Source organism: Butyrivibrio sp. NC3005 (assembly GCF_000424545.1).
In the GTDB taxonomy this organism is placed as follows: Bacteria; Bacillota; Clostridia; order Lachnospirales; family Lachnospiraceae; genus Butyrivibrio.
This window is the reverse complement of record NZ_AUKC01000017.1, coordinates 15,704-37,131: the sequence shown is the minus strand read 5'-3', so window position 1 is coordinate 37,131 and position 21,428 is coordinate 15,704. Positions and strand designations below refer to the sequence as shown.

The 21,428-nt window shown below is 35.2% G+C and carries 17 protein-coding genes; 13 read left to right on the top strand and 4 right to left on the bottom strand.

Translation table 11 applies throughout. From position 1 onward, the window contains the following. Positions 1–73: 73 nt before the first annotated feature. The 5 genes from G634_RS0106265 (at position 74) to G634_RS0106245 (ending at position 5,829) form a co-directional block, all read left to right on the top strand. Positions 74–1,138, top strand: a complete 1,065-nt coding sequence (locus G634_RS0106265) for a LacI family DNA-binding transcriptional regulator (RefSeq protein WP_026504571.1) — start codon at positions 74–76, stop codon at positions 1,136–1,138. 91 nt (positions 1,139–1,229) lie between these two features. Beyond that, positions 1,230–2,138 (top strand): ABC transporter permease subunit, encoded by a 909-nt coding sequence (locus tag G634_RS0106260; protein ID WP_026504570.1) that lies wholly within the window; start codon positions 1,230–1,232, stop codon positions 2,136–2,138. A gap of 57 nt (positions 2,139–2,195) precedes the next feature. Next, entirely contained in the window at positions 2,196–3,119 is a 924-nt protein-coding gene (locus tag G634_RS0106255; protein ID WP_026504569.1) for a carbohydrate ABC transporter permease, read from the top strand. Between the two features lie 107 nt (positions 3,120–3,226). Continuing rightward, positions 3,227–4,954, top strand: a complete 1,728-nt coding sequence (locus tag G634_RS0106250; RefSeq protein ID WP_026504568.1) for a sugar ABC transporter substrate-binding protein — start codon at positions 3,227–3,229, stop codon at positions 4,952–4,954. A 329-nt stretch (positions 4,955–5,283) separates the two neighbouring features. After that, on the top strand, positions 5,284–5,829 hold the full coding sequence (locus G634_RS0106245; RefSeq protein ID WP_026504567.1) for a phosphatase PAP2 family protein: 546 nt from the start codon (positions 5,284–5,286) through the stop codon (positions 5,827–5,829). Here the strand turns inward: G634_RS0106245 and G634_RS0106240 are convergent. After that, positions 5,805–6,671: an AraC family transcriptional regulator gene (locus tag G634_RS0106240; protein WP_026504566.1), complete on the bottom strand. Its 867-nt coding sequence runs from the start codon at positions 6,669–6,671 to the stop codon at positions 5,805–5,807. The genes G634_RS0106245 and G634_RS0106240 overlap by 25 nt on opposite strands. A 139-nt stretch (positions 6,672–6,810) precedes the next feature. Here G634_RS0106240 and uxuA point away from each other — a divergent pair, with 139 nt between their 5' ends. The 3 genes from uxuA to G634_RS0106225 are packed head-to-tail and all read left to right on the top strand — an operon-like array spanning position 6,811 to position 11,081. Beyond that, positions 6,811–7,884 (top strand): mannonate dehydratase, encoded by a 1,074-nt coding sequence (uxuA, locus tag G634_RS0106235; RefSeq protein WP_026504565.1) that lies wholly within the window; start codon positions 6,811–6,813, stop codon positions 7,882–7,884. A gap of 37 nt (positions 7,885–7,921) precedes the next feature. Next, positions 7,922–9,544: a mannitol dehydrogenase family protein gene (locus tag G634_RS0106230; RefSeq protein WP_026504564.1), complete on the top strand. Its 1,623-nt coding sequence runs from the start codon at positions 7,922–7,924 to the stop codon at positions 9,542–9,544. Positions 9,545–9,587: 43 nt separating this feature from the next. Beyond that, on the top strand, positions 9,588–11,081 hold the full coding sequence (locus G634_RS0106225; protein WP_026504563.1) for a GH39 family glycosyl hydrolase: 1,494 nt from the start codon (positions 9,588–9,590) through the stop codon (positions 11,079–11,081). A gap of 345 nt (positions 11,082–11,426) precedes the next feature. Here G634_RS0106225 and G634_RS0106220 read toward each other — a convergent pair whose 3' ends face one another. The 3 genes from G634_RS0106220 to G634_RS0106210 all read right to left on the bottom strand — a co-directional run bounded on the left by G634_RS0106220 (position 11,427) and on the right by G634_RS0106210 (position 15,414). Beyond that, a complete protein-coding gene (locus G634_RS0106220; protein WP_026504562.1) occupies positions 11,427–12,941 on the bottom strand; it encodes an ATP-binding protein in 1,515 nt (504 codons plus the stop codon). A gap of 55 nt (positions 12,942–12,996) precedes the next feature. Beyond that, entirely contained in the window at positions 12,997–14,418 is a 1,422-nt protein-coding gene (locus G634_RS0106215; RefSeq protein WP_026504561.1) for a vWA domain-containing protein, read from the bottom strand. 72 nt (positions 14,419–14,490) lie between these two features. After that, positions 14,491–15,414 (bottom strand): leucine-rich repeat protein, encoded by a 924-nt coding sequence (locus tag G634_RS0106210; RefSeq protein WP_026504560.1) that lies wholly within the window; start codon positions 15,412–15,414, stop codon positions 14,491–14,493. 109 nt (positions 15,415–15,523) lie between these two features. Here G634_RS0106210 and G634_RS18230 point away from each other — a divergent pair, with 109 nt between their 5' ends. The 5 genes from G634_RS18230 (at position 15,524) to G634_RS0106185 (ending at position 21,028) form a co-directional block, all read left to right on the top strand. Continuing rightward, complete coding sequence (locus G634_RS18230) at positions 15,524–17,530, top strand: glycoside hydrolase family 31 protein (protein WP_035799166.1); 2,007 nt, start codon at positions 15,524–15,526, stop codon at positions 17,528–17,530. A gap of 121 nt (positions 17,531–17,651) precedes the next feature. Further along, complete coding sequence (locus G634_RS0106200; RefSeq protein ID WP_026504559.1) at positions 17,652–19,637, top strand: glycoside hydrolase family 31 protein; 1,986 nt, start codon at positions 17,652–17,654, stop codon at positions 19,635–19,637. A gap of 151 nt (positions 19,638–19,788) precedes the next feature. Beyond that, entirely contained in the window at positions 19,789–20,040 is a 252-nt protein-coding gene (locus G634_RS0106195; RefSeq protein WP_026504558.1) for a hypothetical protein, read from the top strand. A gap of 76 nt (positions 20,041–20,116) precedes the next feature. Next, complete coding sequence (locus tag G634_RS21135) at positions 20,117–20,287, top strand: hypothetical protein (RefSeq protein WP_155830523.1); 171 nt, start codon at positions 20,117–20,119, stop codon at positions 20,285–20,287. 12 nt (positions 20,288–20,299) lie between these two features. Beyond that, on the top strand, positions 20,300–21,028 hold the full coding sequence (locus G634_RS0106185) for an ion transporter (protein WP_026504557.1): 729 nt from the start codon (positions 20,300–20,302) through the stop codon (positions 21,026–21,028). Positions 21,029–21,428 lie beyond the last annotated feature (400 nt).

Genomic DNA, 21,428 nt, shown 5'->3' with positions numbered 1-21,428 from the left:
TAAATTTCAGATAGAAAAGAAAATAATCGTAAAACAGTATAGCGTCTACAGTATGATGATGAAAGGGGACGTGATGGTAACATTAAAGCAGCTTGCTAAAATGTGCAACGTCTCTCCAACAACTGTATCTAATGTAATCAATGGCAAAGCTAAAGCAAGTGAAGAAACAAAAAAACGTATCATGGACATGATAAAAGAAACGGGTTATAAACCGAATTTCATGGCCAAGGGCTTAAGGGCTAAGAAAACTCAGATGATAGCTATAATCGCAGAAGATATAGCTCAATTTTCTTCGCCGCCTATTATAGAAAGCATAATGGATCATCTAGAACGTAGAGGGTATAGGGTTACAGTTCACAATTTACGTCTTTATGATAGATGGGCTGATACGTGGTACGATCAGGAGAAGGCATATCACTCTGTACTTGATCCTGTTATTCAGGATATTTTTTCAGTACAGGTGGATGGGGTAATTTATCTTGCGGGGCATTCAAGGATAATTCGATGTTTTAATGATGATTTTCCATTACCTGCAGTGATGTGCTACGCATTTTCAGATTCGAGTAAGATTCCATCAGTAGTAATTGATGATGAAAAGAGTGCTTTTGATATGGTTTCGTATCTTGTAGAAAATGGACACAGAAGAATAGGATTTGTTGGGGGGCGAGCTGATAATATCCATACTATAAAAAGACTGTTAGGATATCAGAGGGCATTATACGAAAATGGTATATTGTTTGATCCTAAATTGGTTCACTATGGGGATTGGAGTAGAGAAGCTGGATATGAATCAGCCAAGGCTTTACTTCCAGAAAATGTTACAGCATTTTTTGGAATTTCTGATTTAATGGCTGGCGGTATTTATGATTTTCTAGAGGAAAAGGGACTTAAGGTTGGAAAAGATATATCGGTGTGTGGTTTTGATAACGAGAGTATTTCAGCTTTTTTCAGACCTGCGCTTACTACAACTTCACTTCCTCTTGCAAAGATAGGTGAGATATCAGCAAGGCTATTATTGGATAAACTTGAAAATATAAATAATGAAGAGGATGATGATAAGGGCAGAGAGGATAATAATCCAAAAGTTATCAGCGTCCCGTGTTCAATGGTTATTAGAAATTCAGTTTTAAAAATTTAATATTATTTTTCTTGAAAAGTTTTTTTACGCTATAAAACAAATAGGGGTTGTTTATTATTTTGGTTTATCGTTTGACCAAGGGAGGTGCGGCTTGTCCAAGAAAAAGATTTATTCTATTAAACTATTTCTACTAGTTCTACCATTTATTATTTTAGTTCTTACTTTTTGCTACTACCCATTATATGGCTGGATGTATGCATTCTTTGATTACAGACCACCAAAAACACTATCGCAGTGTCAATTTGTTGGTTTTAAGTGGTTTGAGTCGCTTGTGAGTAGTCAGGTCAAAATTGATCAGATTATTCAGGTTCTTAAGAACACTTTTGCAATGAGCGGACTAACACTTGGAACCAGCTGGCTTCCAATGATTTTTGCGGTATTTCTTAATGAAATTCGAAGTGTGAAGTTTAGAAAATTCGTCCAGACAGTAACAACACTTCCGAATTTTGTAAGCTGGGTAATGGTTTATTCTATCGCATTTTCACTTTTTAATAGTACCGGAATGATGAATTCCCTTTTACTGAAAACAGGAATCATTGATACTCCAATACTATTCTTGCAGTCTACAAAGCATGTGTGGTTTACACAGTGGTTATGGCTTACCTGGAAGAATCTTGGATGGGCAGCAATTATGTATATTGCAGCTATTTCCAGTATTGATGATGAACTTATTCAGGCAGCAAGAGTAGATGGAGCTTCTAGAATGCAGATAGTAAAACACATTACTATTCCTTCACTTTTGCCAACGTATTTCGTACTTCTTGTTTTAAATGTTGCAAACTTCTTGAATAACGGAATGGAACAGTATTACGTTTTCCAGAATGCTTTTAACAAAGATTATATTCAGGTTTTGGATTTGTATGTTTACAACATGGCGATGGGAAGCGGAGGATATCCGGTTTCTGTTGCAGTCAGTATGCTTAAGAGTCTTGTAAGCGTTATTCTTTTGATTATAGTTAACAAGTCTTCAAAGCTTATTCGAGGAGAAAGCATTCTTTAATTTGACTTGTTAAAGAGAAATTTTTTGTTTGCTACTTGATTCAAGGGAGGAAATATAATGAAAGGCGAAAAGAATAAAAATAAGGTTAAAGTCAGTGCTCAAGACAGAACCGTTGAAATAATATGCTATATATTCTTTTGCGTAGCAGCATTTTTATGTGTATATCCTTTTTACTACATTATTATTAATACAATCAGTGCCAATGATATAAGTGCAAGAGGAGATATTATCTTCCTGCCAAAGAGTATTCATTTTCATAACTATACATCAGCATTTCAGATTTCTGGACTTTTGCAGGCATTTAATATTTCTCTTCTTAGAACTGTAATAGGAACATCACTTACAGTATTTGCATCTGCTTTCCTTGGTTTTATGTTTACTCAGGAAAAAATGTGGCTTAGAAAATTCTGGTACAGGTTAGTAGTTGCTACAATGTACTTCAATGCAGGTATTATTCCCTGGTATCTTGTTATGAAGAGTATGCACCTTACTAATAATTTTATGGGATATATTCTTCCGGCTATTGTGTCCCCGTTTAATCTTATTTTGACAAAGACTTTTGTAGAATCTGTACCAAAGGAATTGCAGGAAGCTGCGGAAATTGATGGAGCAAGTGTCCTTACAGTATTTTTTAAGGTTATTATTCCTGTTATTAAACCTATTATGGCAACAGTGGCTATTTTCTCTGCTGTAAGCCAGTGGAATGCATTTCAGGATACTCTTTTACTTATGACTAATACTAAGCTTTATCCTTTGCAGTTTGTGTTGTACCAATATCTTAATCAGGCTAGTTCTTTGGCATCTCTAGCGCAGAGTGGTACAAGTACGGCATCACTTGCAGCGGCAGCAGCAACTGCTCAGACTACTACCAGTGTCAGGATGACTATTACAGTTATTGTAGTATTGCCTATTATGCTGGTATATCCTATTTTCCAAAAGTACTTTGTAAAAGGCATTATGATAGGAGCAGTTAAGGGATAATATAGGGTAAGTTACTGTACAACTTACAGTAGAAAATAAAGAAGGAGGACAAATTTGCAGTAAAAATTTGAGGGGTAACGTTAAATTTTGTTCAAAGGAGGACGAAAATGAGGAGTAAAAAACTAACATCGCTTGCACTTACTGCGCTTATGACAGCAAGCCTTCTGGCTGGTTGTGGCAGTGAAAGTGGAAAGGCAGGTGCTACGGGCGATAAATCGGCAAATGGAAGTGTTGAAGTTAATCATGATGAACTGTATTCAGTAGATTTTTATGATGTGGCTTCAAACTTTCAGGGTGTTCAGCCTGGATGGTATGGCAAGATAGTTAAGGATAAGTTTAATATGGAACTTAACATCATTGCTCCGCAGGTTGCAGGAGATGGAGCCGCTTTGTATCAGACAAGGTGTGCTGCAGGGGCTCTTGGTGATTTAATAATTCTTGACAATGCAGACATGCAGGAATGTGTTGAATCTGGTCTTGTTCATGATTTGACAGATGTTTTGAGCAAATATCCAAATCTTATGAAGTATGAAAAGCAGATTAAACAGTTCAATTCAATGATGGGAGATGGCTCTAAGATTTATGCTATTCCTCTTGAAATGAATAACAATGGTCCGACTGCTTACAAGCAGCTTCATGTATATTCTTATCCTCGTATGGGATGGGATATGTATAATGAAGTTGGTGCTCCTGAATTAAAGAATACTGATGATCTTCTTGATTGTCTTAGTGCTATTCAGAAGGCTCATCCAAAGAATGATAAGGGCGACAATGCATATGCAATAAGCATGTGGAAGGATTGGGACAGCCAGTATATGGAAAATGTCGCTCAGCTTACAAAGTGGTATGGTCAGGAAGTTAACGGATCTGTTCTTATTGGAACAGATAACTCTATTGCTCCTTTAACAGATGAAAAGGGTGCATATCGTAAAATGCTCAAGTTCTTCTTTGATGCTAATCAGAGAGGCTTGATTGATCCGGATTCTGCTACTCAGGATTGGAACTCTGTTGTATCCAAGATGCAGGATAAGAGAGTATATCTGTACTGGTACAGCTGGCAGTATGGTTTCTGGAACAGCCCGGCAAAGGGTGATGAAGGTGTTAACTATGTGGAAATTCCTGTAGCTGATACAAATTTGTATCAGACATCTGATACATACTATGGAGATGGCCGTGTAATAGCAATCGGTTCACAGGTAAGCGACGAGAACTTCAACAGACTTATGGAGTTCCTTGACTGGTATGCTTCTCCAGAGGGAGTTCAGCTTCAGCATGCAGGTACAGAAGGTCTTATCTATACTGTAAAAGACGGAAAGTACACACTTACAGAAGATGGTCTCAACAGATTCTCAGCTGAAGTAACTGTTCCTGAAGAACTTGGCGGAGGCAATTGGAATGACGGTAACAACCAGATTAACCAGTGGATTGTTGCTTCATGTGATATTAACCCAGATACAAAAGAGCCTTATGCTTCTGATATGTGGGATACATCTATTGAAATGAATAAGACAAAGACAACAAATGAGTGGTCTAAGAAGTTTGATGCAAAAGATGATGTAGATTATCTTACAAAGAACAAGATGATGACAGTTGTTCCTAGTATTAACATCGCTCTTGCAATTGATTCTTCTGATATTAGCCTTATTCGTAAACAGTGCGGAGATATTATCAAAGATGCTTCATGGAGAATGGTATTTGCTAAAGATGAAGCTGAGTTCAATAAGCAGTGGGATGATATGACATCTCAGCTTAAGGGACTTGGATGGGATGATCTTGTTAAGTTTGATACAGAAAAGTATCAGCCTATGATTGATGCCAGAAAGGCAGCAAAATAATTATAGATATAGAAAATAGCTTTTTTCCATTGATAATTCAATAAAATTTGGCATTTTAAAAGTTTCTCTTCACATACATAATCCATGCAACGACACCTTTAGGTAGCATGATTGGTAATTGTTGTCATTTTTTATTGAATTATCATGGCTTGGACATTAGTTTGCAACTTCGAAGTTCATGTAACATAATAGTTTGTGAGTAAATTTATAGAGCTTATCCGTGAGTGAGGATAAGCTCTTTTTTTAAGCCTTTTTTTATTTTTGTAAGCTAAATAATTATGGTAGAATAAAATAAATACATTTGACAAAGCACATAGTAGGAGGCTTTCATGGATGGAAATATTCTTTTGTTTATTCAGAATCATATTAGAAATCCCATTCTGACACCATTTATGGTATTTTTCTCTGCAATAGGAGAGATGGGAATTGTATGGTTTATTATAATAGCACTGTTATTGCTCGATAAAAGGACTAGAAAACTTGGCATTATTTCACTAATATCCCTTTTTGTCTGCGCTGGAACTACAGAGTTTATAGTCAAAAATATAGTAATGAGAGTCAGACCTTTTCTTGCAATACAAGAACTTAATCCAGTTTCATCAGTTGTGATACCTACAAGTTTTTCGTTTCCATCAGGGCATACTGTTTCATCTTTTTCAGTTGCATTTATTCTGCTTCATGCTCCATGGAAAAGATTACAGTATTTTCCAATTGTAATAGCGTCTTTAATCGCAGTTTCAAGACTTTATGTTGGTGTTCACTATCCGACAGATGTAATATGTGGTGTTTTGTTTGCTGCCTTTGGAAGTCTTATTGTATGGAACATTACTCAGAAAAAAATTCCATCACTTCAACTTACGCAGTGCATTTCCTGATATTCTCTAGGAGAGTATCCAAATTCTTTTTTGAATGCTTTATAAAAATTTGAATAATCATGGAAACCATAAGTAATAAACGTTTCGCTAATGCTTTGACCGCTTAAAATGGCATCAGAGCATTTAGCGAGACGTTTTTTTAATATATATTGGTGAATTGATAGTCCAAATTCCTTTTTGAAAGTATGCACTATATGAGATTTACTTACAAAAAACTCATTAGAAAGTCTTTCAAGACTTAATTCTTCAGAGATATGAGCTTCAATGAAAGATAAAATCTCATGAAATTCAGTATCTTTTCTTACAGGAATGCGAAGCTGTTCTGAGTCATATAGATAACTTGTAAGAGATAATGTTAAATCGCTGACGTATAAATGCAGGAAAGTTTCTTTTCCGTATCGATTGCCATGGACTTCTTCTATTACCCTAATAGCTTTTGCCTGGATTTCCTGAAAATGACTAGCTTCTAAGTGGTGATAATAGTGCCCTTCGTGGGCTTTATCAATAAGATAGTTATAGTCACTTGATTCTGAAATGAGTCTTTTGACATATTTTTTGCTTAGCCAGAAAACAAATCTTCTATATGGTTTACCTTCTCCGCAGGAAAAAGCATGATGTCTTACACTAGGAGGCAAGACAACAATATCGCCTGGAGTAAGAATTCTGCACGCTTTTTCTATTTGCATTTCTACATCGCCTTCAAGAAAAAGGTAGAATTCATAGTAATCATGTGAATGCTGAGCGACTTCCTTTAATACGGCATCGCTATAGTAGAATAACTCAAACGAGTCATTAAGCATTGTTTGTCTTGTTGTGAAATTACTTCTTATATCTTTTCTCATATTAGTATTATGTGCCACTTTTGCAATGTATGCAATCTCTTTTGCTATTTTTCTTTTTATAAAAAAATGCGAAAATTACGTTGTTTACTTAAAGAAAAGCAATAACGATGAATATACAATTTTTGTGGAGGATTTTGTTATGGAAATGACACTTCGCTGGTATGGCGAGAAATATGATACAGTAAAGCTTTGGCAGATTAGACAGGTGCCTGGAGTAAAGGGTGTTATTACAACTCTTTATAACAAGCAGGCTGGTGAGCTTTGGACTCAGGATGAAATCAAGGCTCTTAAGGCTGACGTTGCAAAAGAAGATATGCACATTTCTGGTATCGAATCTGTAAATGTATCGGATGATATCAAAATAGGAGATGGTAACCGCGACGAGCACATTGAGAACTATATTAAGACTCTTGAGAATCTTGGAAAAGAAGATATACACATGGTATGTTACAATTTCATGCCTGTTTTTGACTGGACTCGTACAGAGCTTGCAAGAAAAAGAGCAGATGGTTCAACGGTCCTTGCATACACACAGGAGGCAGTTGATGCGCTTAACCCAGAGGAAATGTTTTCAACATTAAAAGGTGATACAAATGGTACAGTTATGCCAGGCTGGGAGCCAGAGCGTCTTGCTCATGTTAAAGAACTTTTTGAGCGTTACAAAGACGTTGATGAAGCTAAGCTTTTTGATAACCTTGTTTATTTCCTTAAAGCTATTATGCCTGTATGTAATAAATATGATATCAAGATGGCTATTCATCCTGATGATCCTGCATGGAGCGTATTTGGTCTTCCAAGAATTATCAACAATGAGAAGAATATTCTTAAGATGATGAATGCAGTTGATGATGTTCATAACGGTGTAACATTCTGTTCTGGATCTTATGGAACAAGTCTTGAGAACGATCTTCCTCATATGATTCGTGCACTTAAAGGCAGAATTCATTTTGCACATGTTCGAAACCTTAGATTCATCTCTCCTACAAACTTTGAGGAATCAGCTCATCTTTCAAGCGATGGCACTTTCGATATGTATGAAATCGTAAAGGCATTGTATGAAACAGGATTTGATGGTCCTATTCGTCCAGATCACGGACGTATGATTTGGGGTGAAGTTGCTATGCCTGGATATGGTCTTTATGATAGAGCACTTGGAGCTGCATATATCAATGGCTTATGGGAAGCTATTAAGAAGAATGATGAAAGAAAATAATAAATATTTCATTGGTTAATATAAGAGAGGATTTATCATGAAATTAACAGTAGAAGGTTTAAAAGATGTTAAAGCCTGGTCTTCAAAAGGATATCATCTTCCAGAATTCGATAGAGAAAAAATGATAAAGGATACAGAGGAGAATCCAAAGTGGGTGCATTTTGGTGCTGGTAATATTTTCAGAGCTTACCACGCTGTACTTGCTCAAAAACTCCTTGAAGCAGGCAAAGAGACAAGCGGAATTATCGTTGCAGAAGGTTTCGACTATGAAATAGTCGAGAAAGCTTACAGTAAATATGAAGATCTTTCTATTCTTGCAATTTTAAAATCTAATGGAAGTATCGAGAAGCAGGTAATAGGCAGTATCGCAAAATCCTGCATTCTTGATTCCAATAAAGAGGATGAGTTCTCTTATCTCAAGAAGGTATTTGCTGCAAAGTCTCTTCAAATGGCAACATTTACTATTACTGAGAAAGGCTATAGTCTTAAAACTCCATCCGGAGAAATGATGGATGCTGTTAAGAACGATATTGAAAATGGTCCATCAAAGCCACAGAGCTATATTGGTAAGGTAGCAGCTTTGCTTTATTCAAGATATGAAGCTGGTAAATACCCTATTGCTATGGTTAGTACAGATAACTGTTCACATAATGGTGAGAAACTTTTTGCTGCAATTCATGCTTTTGCAAAAGGATGGGCTGAAAACGGCAAGGTTGAAGAAGGTTTTGTTTCTTATATTGAGGACGAAAATAAGGTTTCTTTCCCATGGAGCATGATTGACAAAATTACACCTAGACCAGACAGCGGTGTTGAAGCAATGCTTGAAAAAGATGGAATTGAGGAGCTTAATCCAGTTATTACATCTAAAAATACATATGTTGCACCTTTTGTAAATGCAGAAGAGAGTGAATATCTTGTTATCGAAGATTCTTTCCCTAATGGAAGACCATCATTAGAGGATGCAGGAGTTATTTTTGCAGATAGAGAAACTGTAAATCGTACAGAGAGAATGAAGGTTACTACATGTCTTAATCCTCTTCACACAGCTCTTGCTGTTTATGGCTGTGTTCTTGGATATACTAAGATTTCAGAAGAAATGAAGGACGAAGATTTGGTAAAACTTATTACCAAAATAGGTTATGTTGAAGGTCTTCCTGTAGTTACTGATCCAAAGGTTATAAAACCTAAGGAATTTATTGATACTGTTGTGAAGGTTAGACTTCCTAATCCTTTCATGCCAGATAGCCCGCAGAGAATTGCTACAGATACTTCACAAAAGCTTTCTATTCGTTACGGAGAGACTATTAAGAGTTATATGGCAGCAGAAGATAAGGATGTTATGTCATTGGATGCTATTGCACTTGCTCAGGCAGGATGGCTCCGTTATCTTTTAGGGGTAGATGATAATGGAAATGAATTTGAAAGAAGTTCTGATCCTTTGCTTGAAGAGTTGGATAAGACTATGAAACAGTTTACTCTTGGTGATAATCTTAGTACCAGCGAGGCAAAAGAAAAGCTTAGTAGCATTCTTACAAGAAAAGATATTTTCGGTGTAGATCTTATTGAATGTGGTCTTGCAGAAAAAGTTGTTACATACTTTGTTAGTGAGTTAAAGGCGACAGGTGCAGTAAGACAAACACTTAGAAAAGCACTTGACTAATAAAAAGACAAAAGATGCATTAGACTTATCAGGGAGATTTTTTATGGGGATTGTTAATATAAATGATGAATTAACATTTGTTTTTAATAACAATGTGGATTTCTGCGTTGGCACTGGAAGACTTGGTCTTGGTCTTACAAAAGAGTATCTTGAAGAGCTAAAATTTGTTCAGGATGAAATTGGATTCAAACTTATAAGAGGGCATGGACTTTTTTCTGATGATGTAGCAATTTATCATGAGTATGAAGAAAATGGTGTCAAAAAGGTCGAGTACAATTATACCTATATTGATAGAATATTTGATGAGTATCTCAAACTGAAAATTGAACCATATCTTGAACTTGGATTTATGCCGGAGAAACTGGCAAGCGGTACTCAGACCATCTTTTACTGGAAGGGACAAACTACTCCTCCAAAAGATTATTCTATGTGGACAGATATGGTGGTTGCTTTATTGCAGCATTTAGTAAAAAGATATGGCGAAAGAGTTTATAACTGGCCAATAGAAGTGTGGAATGAACCTAATCTGCCAGGGTTCTGGTATAAGGCTGATATGCAGGAATATTTTAAACTGTTTAAAGAAACTTATATTGCAATTAAGGCTTTTGATAATAGATTTAAAGTTGGCGGTCCTGCTGTGTGCGGTGTAAAGGAAGATGTTTGGATTAAAGCATTTTTAGAGTTTTGTAATGAAAATAATCTAAAGCCGGATTACATTACAAGACATCATTATACTGTCGAATTTCCTGACAGAATAGGACATTATGATTATTCAAAGCTAGAAGATGCTAATAATCGTTTTGACAATCTTCAGTCAACACGGGATATCATAGATTCATTTGAGGAGTTCAAAGATACACCAATTCATATAACGGAATTTAGCACATCGTATACACCACGCGGAGTAATTCATGATACGAATCTCAATGCTGCATATATTGCAGGTCAGCTGGCAAGACTTGGTGATGTGAATGATCTGTATTCCTATTGGACTTTTGGAGATGTCTTCGAGGAAGAGGGAGTTCCATTTACCTTGTTTCATGGCGGATTCGGAATGGTAGCTGCTAATTGTATTCCTAAACCTACCTTTTGGACTTTTGCTTTCTTTAAAGAATTAAAAGAAAAAGGCGAAAAGTGTGTATGGAAAGATGATTCCATGATAGTTCTGAAAACTAACAGCGGGTATATTGGAGTTTTATGGAATACTTCTGAAGAGGATGCAGAAAAAGATCTTGTAGTAAGACTTGATGGAAAACAGTATGTATTTGTCCAAAAAGATGTTGATGAAGAGTGTTGTAATCCTTTGAAAATGTGGCACAATCTTGGAGAACCAGCTAATCCTAGCAGCTTTGAAGTAAGACTTATCAAAGATGCGGCAACTCCGAATGTATCCAGTAAGATTGTTGAAACACACACTAATGAACTGTCAGTGCACATCGTTACCAAAAAGCATGGTGTGAAATTATTTGAACTTATAGAAAGAAAATTCACACCAGATAGAGGCTACGATTATGAAAAGGTATTGAGCTTCCACTAAGATAAGGTTTATAAAAATCTATACTTTATTGTTTTTATATAGTCCGTTTTATTGTTTGTATATTTCGTCGCAGACACGCTTTCGCTTGATTATAAACGTAGTGGTACGTAATGCGCTAAAAAACAGCGCATAAGTACCAACGTTTATAAACAGTTCTGCTCATGAAATATTACAAGCCAGTAAAACTACTCTACTAAGTATTCAAAACAATAAATTATAGGTTATTGTTTTCATCAGGAAAATCAATAACCGTACCAGTCCAAAATTTATCGTCAAGAGAAATTTTGTCCTGCGAAGCAGGATTCTTGCTGATGATTATCCTAAATCTCAGCAAGAAGTCATACCTTATTGCAACTCTAAGATTTCGTTTCGAATTTCTTCGTTTTTGTCACTAAGAAGGAGCATCTTATTATATTTATAAAATTCTTCATTCCCGATTTCCTGAACAAAGCAAAGAGAGTACCATCCGCTTGTAAGTCTTGAAAGGAACAATACCATTTCCTGACTTTCTCCAAAAGTATTCTCTATGAATCTGAACACATTTGACAAGTGCAGGCTTGTTTCATCAGTTTGTTTTGCTCTGACAATTTCAATTTCCTTGAACCTGTCTCTGACAAACTGATACGACTCTTTTGCATCTTGATGATTGTCGAATTCATAGAGTAATTTAAGCAGTTTATTTGCGTTGTTTTCGCAAATCTTTCTTTGAATAATTTCGTCTTGCTCTATTATTTCAGCGTCAACGTTTTTGGTGGTTTCTTTTTTGAATTTGTTTATAACATATTCCAAAAGATAAATAGGAGATTTATCTTGGTTTTCTTCGGCTTTTAATTCTCCATGAAAGCTTTTTAATAAAGTCATAAGCATTGTATTAGCTTCAAAATTCAAGTGCCAGGAAGAAAACTCATTATCAAGGCTATTTGCAAGAAGCCCTAGAATACTTAATTTTTCGTCAAATGGAGCATTTTTTAAAGTACTGATTTCTATTACCTTTCCTGACAAAATATCATCTATTTGGTATAAATCTCTATATTTTTTCCAAAGGCTGTAATAGGAGATGAAATCTTCACATATTTCCGGATTATGAAGATATTCCAAGGCTTGCTCTTTTCCGAAAGGAATGTCATTTTCTTCATAGGCATTTAATAAAACAGATAAGTCTTCCCAGCCTCTTGCCGTTACAAAATTCTGTCCATCGGTATCAATTCCAAGTTTATAGAATTGATCATTATGAATATCGAGATAAGAGATTATTGCACCATGGACACGTGACTTTAGAGCATAATTTTTCCAGGTTTTAAAATCTGCATCAATATTAATCTGTCGTACTCTGTCTAGAGTTACAATATCAAATTCTCTGACGCTTCTATTATATCTGGGCGGATTTCCAGCGGTAACAATGACAAATCCGTCAGGAACCTTATGCGTTCCGAAAGTCTTGTATTGCAAAAACTGAAGCATTGTTGGAGAGAGTGTTTCAGAAACACAGTTTATTTCATCTAAAAAAAGAATTCCTTCCTTAATACCAGTTTGCTCTATTTTCTCATAGATAGAAGCAATTATTTCACTCATAGTATATTCGGTTATAGAGTATTCTTTTCCATCGAATTGCTTTTGAACAATGAATGGAAGTCCAATTGCACTTTGTCTTGTGTGATGGGTGATGGTATAAGAAACAAGACAGATGCGTAATTCTTTTGCAATTTGTTGCATGATGGCTGTTTTACCAATTCCAGGAGGTCCTACAAGGAATAAAGGTCTTTGCTTTGCAATGGGAAATTTGTAGAATCCAAGTTCGTCTTTTGCAAGATATGTTTTAATAGTGTTTTTTATTTCCTTTTTTGCCTCTTCTATGTTCATAAATAAAGTCCTTTCAATGTCTTATCCTAAAAAAGCATATTTTGAATATGATTTTTTAATCTATAATTAGTTTCATGGCCCAGTCTGGAACATTTGATGCATCATAATCTTCTTCTTTCCAGAAAACAAATGCAATATCAGCTTTATTTTGAGGGGGATTTTCTGGAAAAATTCCGTATCCATCGGTAAAATATAAAATTCCGCGCAGATGTGGAAGTTTCTTTTCTTTGACCAGTGCATCTATATAATTAAAAGCCGGTCTAAAATCAGTTCCATAACCTCCTGCGTTTATGAAGTTTTTGGAGTAATTTTTCATTTCGGAAGCTGAGTGCAGTACTATATCTTTTTGAATTTGGTCATCGCATTCAATGATATGTATTTCGCTTTTATGTGTAAAAGTATTTTTGCTTTCAAGTATTGCCGCTGTTTCATCCAAAAAATGCTGTACTAGCTTTCCCTGACAGGATGCACTAGTGTCAATTACAATTGCAAGCTGTTCTAATCTTGGTGCTTCACAGAATTCGTTTTCTTCTATTAACGGCATGTTTCCATATAGGCTCATTCCGAAATTATAAAGACCGTAATCAAAAGAGTCGAGGTCAATAATAGTATCTTCCCTAACGGTCGAGAATCTAGATAAAAATTTTCTCCAATTGGTACGGCTTTTTAAAGTTGCAGTTAGAGTGCTGATAATAGTTCCGGTTTCAAGACTTTTGTTATTTCCAAGTGTTTCGATTTCTGCTTTTACGATTCTTGATGTTTTATCCCAGTCTTCTTTGGACATACGGATAGGTGTCAGAGTATTTTCCATAGGAGTATTTTTTGTGGTACTGGTGTCATTTTCGTTGGCTTTTTTATTATCACCTGAAGTAGGAGAGAATGGGAAAAAGGGCGGCTTTTCATCATTGTCACTATTATTTTTTTCGTCGCTAAGTCTTTCCCAGAAACTATGGTCATCAAAAAGAAATTCTCTTTCAAGGTGTAGAAATTCATCTTCATCAACATCAATGGCTTTATCAGAATTGAAATAATCGTAAAGTCTTTGAGCAGTAAGTGTTCCTATATCTTTGTTTAGTCTCTGATACCAGTTTAGCCTATAATCAGAACTGATTCTGTAAATTGCTCTGCATTCTATAGAGTCAGTAACTGATTCAGTGACGATATCACAACATAGGTTCCAGAGTCTTTGATTTTCATATTTTTTAGCAAAATACATATGCTGAAATAGGCAGTGAAGTACCATGTGAACCATGGTTCTTAACATTTTTTGCGGTTCTTCAAGAAAAAGATTAAACAAATAGTGTGGATTAAAACGTATATAAGAAGCATCGGTTCCAACGCTAGAAGTAGTTAAATCCATGCAGTCTGACAGGCTGCAAAGGGCTGACTTTAAATAAGGCATAGATAGTAATAAATCTGTGCGTGATTGATTAAGTATTTTTTTGCCAAGCTTATCGAGCTTTTCTCGCTGTTCCATGGTTGTTTTCCTTGTCTTTACACTTAGAGGAAAGGCGTATTCTTAAAAATTTCATGTTGTCATTGTGATTATTTAAAAATCGTCCAATGAAAGCATTGTGTTATGCTTTTTTTCTTTAGTGTAGTTCATCAAAACTGAGCATATTTTAGTATTGTTTTGCTGAGATGCTTTCTTAATGCATTTTGATAAATCGCTTTTGTTAAGGTAATTGTGGCTGCAAAAATAGTCTAATACTTCATCCATTCCTTTTTCGATTAGAATATTTACACAGTCATTTGTATTATTCCACATAAATTTACTCATATCTAAAAGAATTTTTCCAGAAGCTTTCCATGGAAAACCAAGTCTGAAAACTGTTAGGAGACATGCTTCCCTATGGCCATTTTGTTCAGCACAAACTCTTTTGTATAACTGGTCGTATTCAGTAATATTTATTTCAGTATTAGTCACGCATTCTCTATAAGCATATCCGCAACCCTCTATAAAATGGTGCATAGCTCTTGCGAAAGTATCTTCTTCATATCCTTCGACAAAATGAGGAAAGAATAAAGATGCTTTTTCATCAGTATCTGTAAAATTAAGATTTAAAAGAATGCCTTTATCACATGCTTGCAGTATAGTTCTAATGGCACTAAAGTCACAGTGGTTATAGTCTATTGCTTTTACGCTTATCTCTTCAATACTGTCACATGCTCCAAAAACCTGGCTATCATATATTTTTATTCCTGAAGAGAAAGAAATTTTTTTTAGATTTTGACAATTGTGAAAAGCCAGCTGACCTATCGTAATATTTGTATTTAATATAAAGACTTCCTCCAAGTCTTTACATCCGATGAATGCAGATTTGGATATTTCGAGTACAGGATAGCTTATTGAACCAATCTGTGTTGTGCAAGGAATGACAAGTTTGTTCGAACTTTGATTGTTATTTTCTAGACCTGTTACAACAGCATATTTTGTTTCGTTATTTTGGGTTAACTCATATTTTAGTATCATAACTCTAGTATAACAAATTTATTATTAAATACTTTAAAAAAATCTAAAAAATAGTTATCATGTTATTTAGGGCAGTAATATCATTGTTCAAGTAAAGGGGACTTGATTTATGAAAAAATACTCTTTTGGAAATGTTTTGGATACAAAGGCTGTAACAGTAAAAGTTGAAAAAGCAGAAGGCGAAATGCCATATTTTACAGTTTCTCAAGATAATCATTCTTTAAAGTATACTCTAGGTAAAGATGCAAGAGTTTACGGTCTTGGAGAACAGGTTCGTGGAATCAATAAACGAGGTTGGATTTACGTAAGTAATAACTCTGATAATCCTCATCATAGAGAAGATGCTCATTCTTTGTACGGATCCCACAATTTTCTTCTTGTTACAGGCGGAAGAGATAAGTTTGGAATTTTCATAGATACTCCTGGTCGTGTGACCTGGGATGTTGGATATTCAGATATGGATGAGCTTGTCATTACCGTCGAAGATGATGCATACGATATATACTTTATTGAAGGCAAATCGGAGAGACATATTGTTCAACAGTTTAGAACACTTATTGGTAGAAGTTATATAGCACCTCGCTGGGCTCTAGGTTATGGACAGAGTAGATGGAGCTATATGAATGAAGACGAGATTTGTGAAGTGGTTGACAGGCATCACGAAAATGGTCTTCCGCTCGATAGCGTATATATGGATATTGATTATATGAACGAGTACGAGGACTTTACGATAAATTCGGAGAGTTTTCCTGATTTCAAGGATTTTGTCAGTAAGATGAAGAAAAAGAACATTCATCTTATTCCAATCATAGATGCAGGTGTCAAGAAAAAAGACGGCTATTTTGTTTACGAAGAGGGAAAGGAAAAAGGCTATTTTTGTAAGAAAGAAGATGGCTCTTTGTTTGTTGCAGCTGTATGGCCCGGTGAATCTGTATTTCCAGATATGTTGAATGAAGATGCAGCTAAGTGGTTTGGTGAAAAATATAAGATTCTTTTAGACATGGGTATAGATGGATTTTGGAACGATATGAATGAGCCAGCACTATTCTATACTCCCCAAAAGGTTGAAGAAGCGCTCAATTATGCTATTTCACTTAAGGGTAAAAAGTTGGATTTAAGCACTTGGTGGGCTTTTGGTGATAAAATTCAAGGACTTTCTAATAACGAAGAAGATTATAAATTATTTTATCACCAGATTGGAGATAAGAAGGTTCGCCATGATAAAGTGCATAACCTTTTTGGTTACAATATGACCAAAGCAGCTACAGATGCTTTCAATAAGTTTAAACCAGAGGAAAGAACTCTTATGTTCTCTAGATCTTCATATATTGGTGCACATAGATATGGAGGAATATGGCAGGGGGATAATTTTGCATGGTGGTCACATATAAAGCTTAATATGTGTGAGACAATTTCTCTTAATATGTGCGGATTTGTATTTACAGGTGCTGATATTGGAGGATTTGGATGTGATACAACGCAAGACTTACTTCTTAGATGGCTTGAATTTGGAATTTTTACTCCTTTATTTAGAAATCATGCAGCACTTGGAACTAGAAGACAGGAAGCATATCAGTTTAAAGAAAAGACTGGTTTTAGACATGTCCTTGGAATGAGGTATAAGCTTCTTCCATATATTTATAGTGAGTATATGAAAGCTGTTTTAAAAGATGATCTTATGTTTGCACCACTTGCATTTGATTATCCTGAAGATTGTTATGCAGTAGATATTCAGGATCAGGCAATGATTGGTAAAGAGGTTATGATTGCTCCTGTAATGGAACAGAATGCAAAGGGGAGATATGTATATGTACCTGAGAGGATGAAGCTTTTCAATTTCCATGAAAATGGAGAGGTTGAAACTCATATTTATGAAAAAGGACATCACTACATAGATATAGCGCTTACAGATGTAACCTTCTTTATAAAAGAGGGGTGTGCAATACCTGTAAGCATGGCTAAAGCTCTTTCAACAAATGATGTGAATTTCGAGAATCCAGAAATGATTGGATTTGCAGATAATGAGGCAGAATATGAGTATTATCATGATGATGGTATCTCAACAAAATATGATTTAGCTAATAATATAACTATATTAAAATACAAAGAGAAGTAATTATAAATACATACAGATATATTTATAATTAGTTGTGGGGTATTAAAATGTCAGTTTACCCTAGGAAACTTTTATTTAATACTAATTTCCTAAGGTTACCTATATTCTTAAGGAGGTTACTATGTTTTTTTCAAAAGAGGACGGATGTCTTGTAGTAAAGGGAAATGGTGAGAAACTTAGAATTGAGCCATGGGGGAAGGATGCATTTAGAGTAAGATCAACAATGTATCCGGAGTTTACTGGTAAGGTAAATGGACTTGAAGAGGAAGTTGATCATGGTACTGCAGACATTCAAATAAAAGAAGATGGTGCAGTTATTACTAATGGAATTTTATCTGCAACTATCAATTTTGCAGGTGTTATTACTTTTTATCGTAAGGGCGAGAAGATTCTTAGAGAATATTTCCGTTCTTATGGCGGAACTATTAGTAAAGAGTCAAGCTGCCTAAAGCTTATTGCACGTAACTTCAAACCTATTATTGGTGGAGATTATAAGCTTACAATGCGATTTGAATCCAATGATGGAGAAAAACTGTTCGGAATGGGATGTTACCAGCAGGAATATATGGATTTGAAGGGATGTATATTAGAACTTGCTCAGAGAAATTCACAGACATCTATTCCGTTTGTAATGTCGAATAAGATGTACGGATTTTTGTGGAATTCTCCGGCTGTAGGAAGCTGTTTGTTTGGAAAAAACTTTACTGAATGGATTGCTGAGTGTACAAAAGAGCTTGACTACTGGATTGTAGCAGGTGAAAATCCAAAGGATATAACTATGAAGTACACATCTGTAACAGGAAGAGCACCTGTTATCAGAGATGATGTATTTGGACTTTGGCAGTCAAGACTTCGTTATCGTACACAGGATGAGGTTTTATCAGTTGTTCGTAGATATAAAGAACTTGGCATTAAGCTTGATGTAATCGTAATTGACTTTTTTCACTGGACAAGGCAGGGTGACTGGCAGTTTGATCCGGAATATTGGCCAGATCCAAAGGCTATGATTGATGAGATTCATTCATATGGTACTAAGGTGATTGTATCTGTATGGCCAACAGTAGATAAGAAGAGTATCCATTATGGAGAAATGCTCGATAAAGGATATTTGATGAGAGTTGAGCACGGTTCAACACAGGCATATGATTTCCAAGGTGATTGTATGATTATTGATTGTACAAATCCAGAGGCAAGGCAGTATCTTTGGAATATCTGTAAGAAGAATTATTACGATTACGGTATCGATATGTTCTGGCTTGATAATGCTGAACCAGATCTTGCAGTTTATGACTATGAAAATTTCCGCTATTATATGGGTACAGCGCTTTCTTGCAGTAACGTTTATCCAAAGCTTTATGCTAAAGCTTTCTTCGATGGCCAAAAAGAATGTGGAAATGATGATGTATTTTCACTTATTAGATGCGGATGGGTAGGCTGTCAGAAGTATGGAACACTTTTATGGAACGGGGATGTTCAGAGTAATTTTGAAACATTAAAAGATTCTGTTGCTCAAGGTCAGAACATGGGTATTGTAGGAATACCATGGTGGAATACTGATGTGGCAGGTTTTATGAATGGAAATATGGAAACAGAAGAGTTCAAAGAGCTTCTTCAAAGATGGTTTGAGTTTGCTGTATTCTGTCCGATTCTAAGACTCCATGGAGACAGGGAACCATTTAATATTCCTGTACTAGATGATACCAAAGACTGGGGAGGCGGATATCTTCACACAGGTGCACCAACTGAAATGTGGGCGTGCGGTGATGAGGTTTTTGAAGTGCTTAGAAAAAATCTCGAACTTAGAGAAAAATTAAAGCCTTATATCCAAAAACTTAATGTTGAGGCACATGAAACAGGATTGCCACTCATTCGAGCAATGTTTTATGAATTTCCTGAGGATGAGAAATGTTGGAATATTCAGGATCAATACTTTTTTGGCGATGAATATCTAGTTTGTCCTGTCGTTGAGGAAAATGTTAGAGAACGCACTGTATATCTTCCGGAAGGAAAATGGGAAGATATAAGAGATGGTAGAGTCTACGAGGGAAATGGTGTTATAACTGCTAGTGCTCCGATTGATTCTATTCCAGTATATAAAAGAAGGTAAATAAAAAGAGTTAATTATTGTTTTTTTTCTTCCGATAAAACTAATAGCATGTTAAAGTTTTTAAGTTTGCTTTTAAAAGAGATTAGCGTGAATATTATAAGCTTTTATGAAGTAACGATTGATTAGTTTTCATTCAGGAAGGAATGCTAATATGAGAGTTTTACTTAGAAGCGGAGTTGTTAAAGAGATTATTTCAGCCGAAGTTAAACCAATGGATGTCGGAAATGGAGAGATTTTTGGTACACAGGTTAATTTCATTACACCTGACGGTAATACACTTGAATATGTTTATAATGAGAATTTAAGTTTAGAGCAGTCAGGACAGATGGCGGTTGAATTTATCGATAAGCTTTATAAAAATGGTTTCGCAGACTTCTCTTCAGAACCAGTTGAACAGATGTAAAGGCTGTTTGTGTCCCCCTGCTTGTAGATGAAGCGGGGGGATTTTTTAGGGAAGAATTTAAAATGAGGAATAACTTATGCCTAAGAATAAAAAAGAAGACTTACTAATATCTGACTCGGGAGTAAAAGAAGACCTTAACCAAAGGAGAGTAACGGCTTTTGTAATAATATGCAGGATATTAACAATTGTTTTGATTATTCTGGGAGTTATTGCTTTCCTGGAAGGTAACTTTTGTTTATTGTCATAGGAGCACATGATTATGGAGAGTTTAAAAAGACGAACTTATGAAGTAATAGAAGCTTCGCATGAAGGTGACAGATCAAGTAAGGCTTATGATATTCTTATGACGACTGCAGTAATTGTAGGAATGATTCCGCTAACAATGAAAAAAGATAATTTCTATACTATGATAATTGAACTTCTCACAGCTATCATCTTTCTGATAGATTACTGTGCGAGAGTTTATACTGCTGATTATAAGATGGGATATAAAAATATAAAAGCTTATATAGCATATGTTCTTAGTCCCTTGGCGGTTTTTGATTTCTTGTCACTACTGCCTATAATATATATTTTTTTTCCTGTATCTTCTGTCATAGGACTTTTGAAATTATTTAGGATTTTTAGAATATTAAAACTTATCCGGTATTCAAAGACTATGGTAATTATTGCCAATGTTATTCGTAAGGTAAAATCACAACTTATTGCAGTACTGATTCTTATAGTAATATACATTTTTGTATCAGCTATGCTTATTTTTCAGTTGGAGCCCGATTTGTTTGATGATTTTTTTGCTGCACTTTATTGGGCAACAATATCTATAACGACAATAGGATATGGTGATATTACGCCGACGACGAATATAGGTCAGTTCATAACGATGATATCTGCTCTTGTAGGTGTTGCTGTAATTGCTCTTCCGACAGGTATGATAACAGCTGCATATATGAATGAAATATCTAAAAAGAAGTCTAAATATGAGTTGTAAATGTTTTGAAATGAATAAGGTATAAGAAAGAAGTTTAAATTAAAATAAAATGATAATTTGTTCAAACTACATACTGTATTCTGAATATTAAGAAAACTCATCAATTTTTCAAAAGTATATTGACAAATATACGGTATATTGATAATATATAATCAAGAAATGCAAAAAAACCGGTTTACTTTTCACTAGGAAGGCGGCGATGCTTCACCAACCGACATGAAAGTACGATCGAGCGAGAGGATTTAGAGGAAAGATAGCGATGCTTTATCTGACTAAACTAAATTGCTCTCGCATTTTTTTGCACTTTTTTATCTTTTTCCTTATATAAAAAATGACCTTTGTTCTTCCGAAATATATGATGAAATATGTATTTTGCATTGAACTTTACACGAGCAGTTTT

Excerpts from the sequence above, each read along its gene's own strand:
- G634_RS0106265 (WP_026504571.1), top strand. The coding sequence starts at position 74 with ATGGTAACATTAAAGCAGCTTGCTAAAATGTGCAACGTCTCTCCAACA.
- G634_RS0106255 (WP_026504569.1), top strand. The coding sequence starts at position 2,196 with ATGAAAGGCGAAAAGAATAAAAATAAGGTTAAAGTCAGTGCTCAAGAC.
- G634_RS0106250 (WP_026504568.1), top strand. The coding sequence starts at position 3,227 with ATGAGGAGTAAAAAACTAACATCGCTTGCACTTACTGCGCTTATGACA.
- G634_RS0106245 (WP_026504567.1), top strand. The coding sequence starts at position 5,284 with ATGGATGGAAATATTCTTTTGTTTATTCAGAATCATATTAGAAATCCC.
- G634_RS0106240 (WP_026504566.1), bottom strand. The coding sequence starts at position 6,671 with ATGAGAAAAGATATAAGAAGTAATTTCACAACAAGACAAACAATGCTT.
- uxuA (WP_026504565.1), top strand. The coding sequence starts at position 6,811 with ATGGAAATGACACTTCGCTGGTATGGCGAGAAATATGATACAGTAAAG.
- G634_RS0106230 (WP_026504564.1), top strand. The coding sequence starts at position 7,922 with ATGAAATTAACAGTAGAAGGTTTAAAAGATGTTAAAGCCTGGTCTTCA.
- G634_RS0106225 (WP_026504563.1), top strand. The coding sequence starts at position 9,588 with ATGGGGATTGTTAATATAAATGATGAATTAACATTTGTTTTTAATAAC.
- G634_RS0106220 (WP_026504562.1), bottom strand. The coding sequence starts at position 12,941 with ATGAACATAGAAGAGGCAAAAAAGGAAATAAAAAACACTATTAAAACA.
- G634_RS0106215 (WP_026504561.1), bottom strand. The coding sequence starts at position 14,418 with ATGGAACAGCGAGAAAAGCTCGATAAGCTTGGCAAAAAAATACTTAAT.
- G634_RS0106210 (WP_026504560.1), bottom strand. The coding sequence starts at position 15,414 with ATGATACTAAAATATGAGTTAACCCAAAATAACGAAACAAAATATGCT.
- G634_RS18230 (WP_035799166.1), top strand. The coding sequence starts at position 15,524 with ATGAAAAAATACTCTTTTGGAAATGTTTTGGATACAAAGGCTGTAACA.
- G634_RS0106200 (WP_026504559.1), top strand. The coding sequence starts at position 17,652 with ATGTTTTTTTCAAAAGAGGACGGATGTCTTGTAGTAAAGGGAAATGGT.
- G634_RS0106195 (WP_026504558.1), top strand. The coding sequence starts at position 19,789 with ATGAGAGTTTTACTTAGAAGCGGAGTTGTTAAAGAGATTATTTCAGCC.
- G634_RS21135 (WP_155830523.1), top strand. The coding sequence starts at position 20,117 with ATGCCTAAGAATAAAAAAGAAGACTTACTAATATCTGACTCGGGAGTA.
- G634_RS0106185 (WP_026504557.1), top strand. The coding sequence starts at position 20,300 with ATGGAGAGTTTAAAAAGACGAACTTATGAAGTAATAGAAGCTTCGCAT.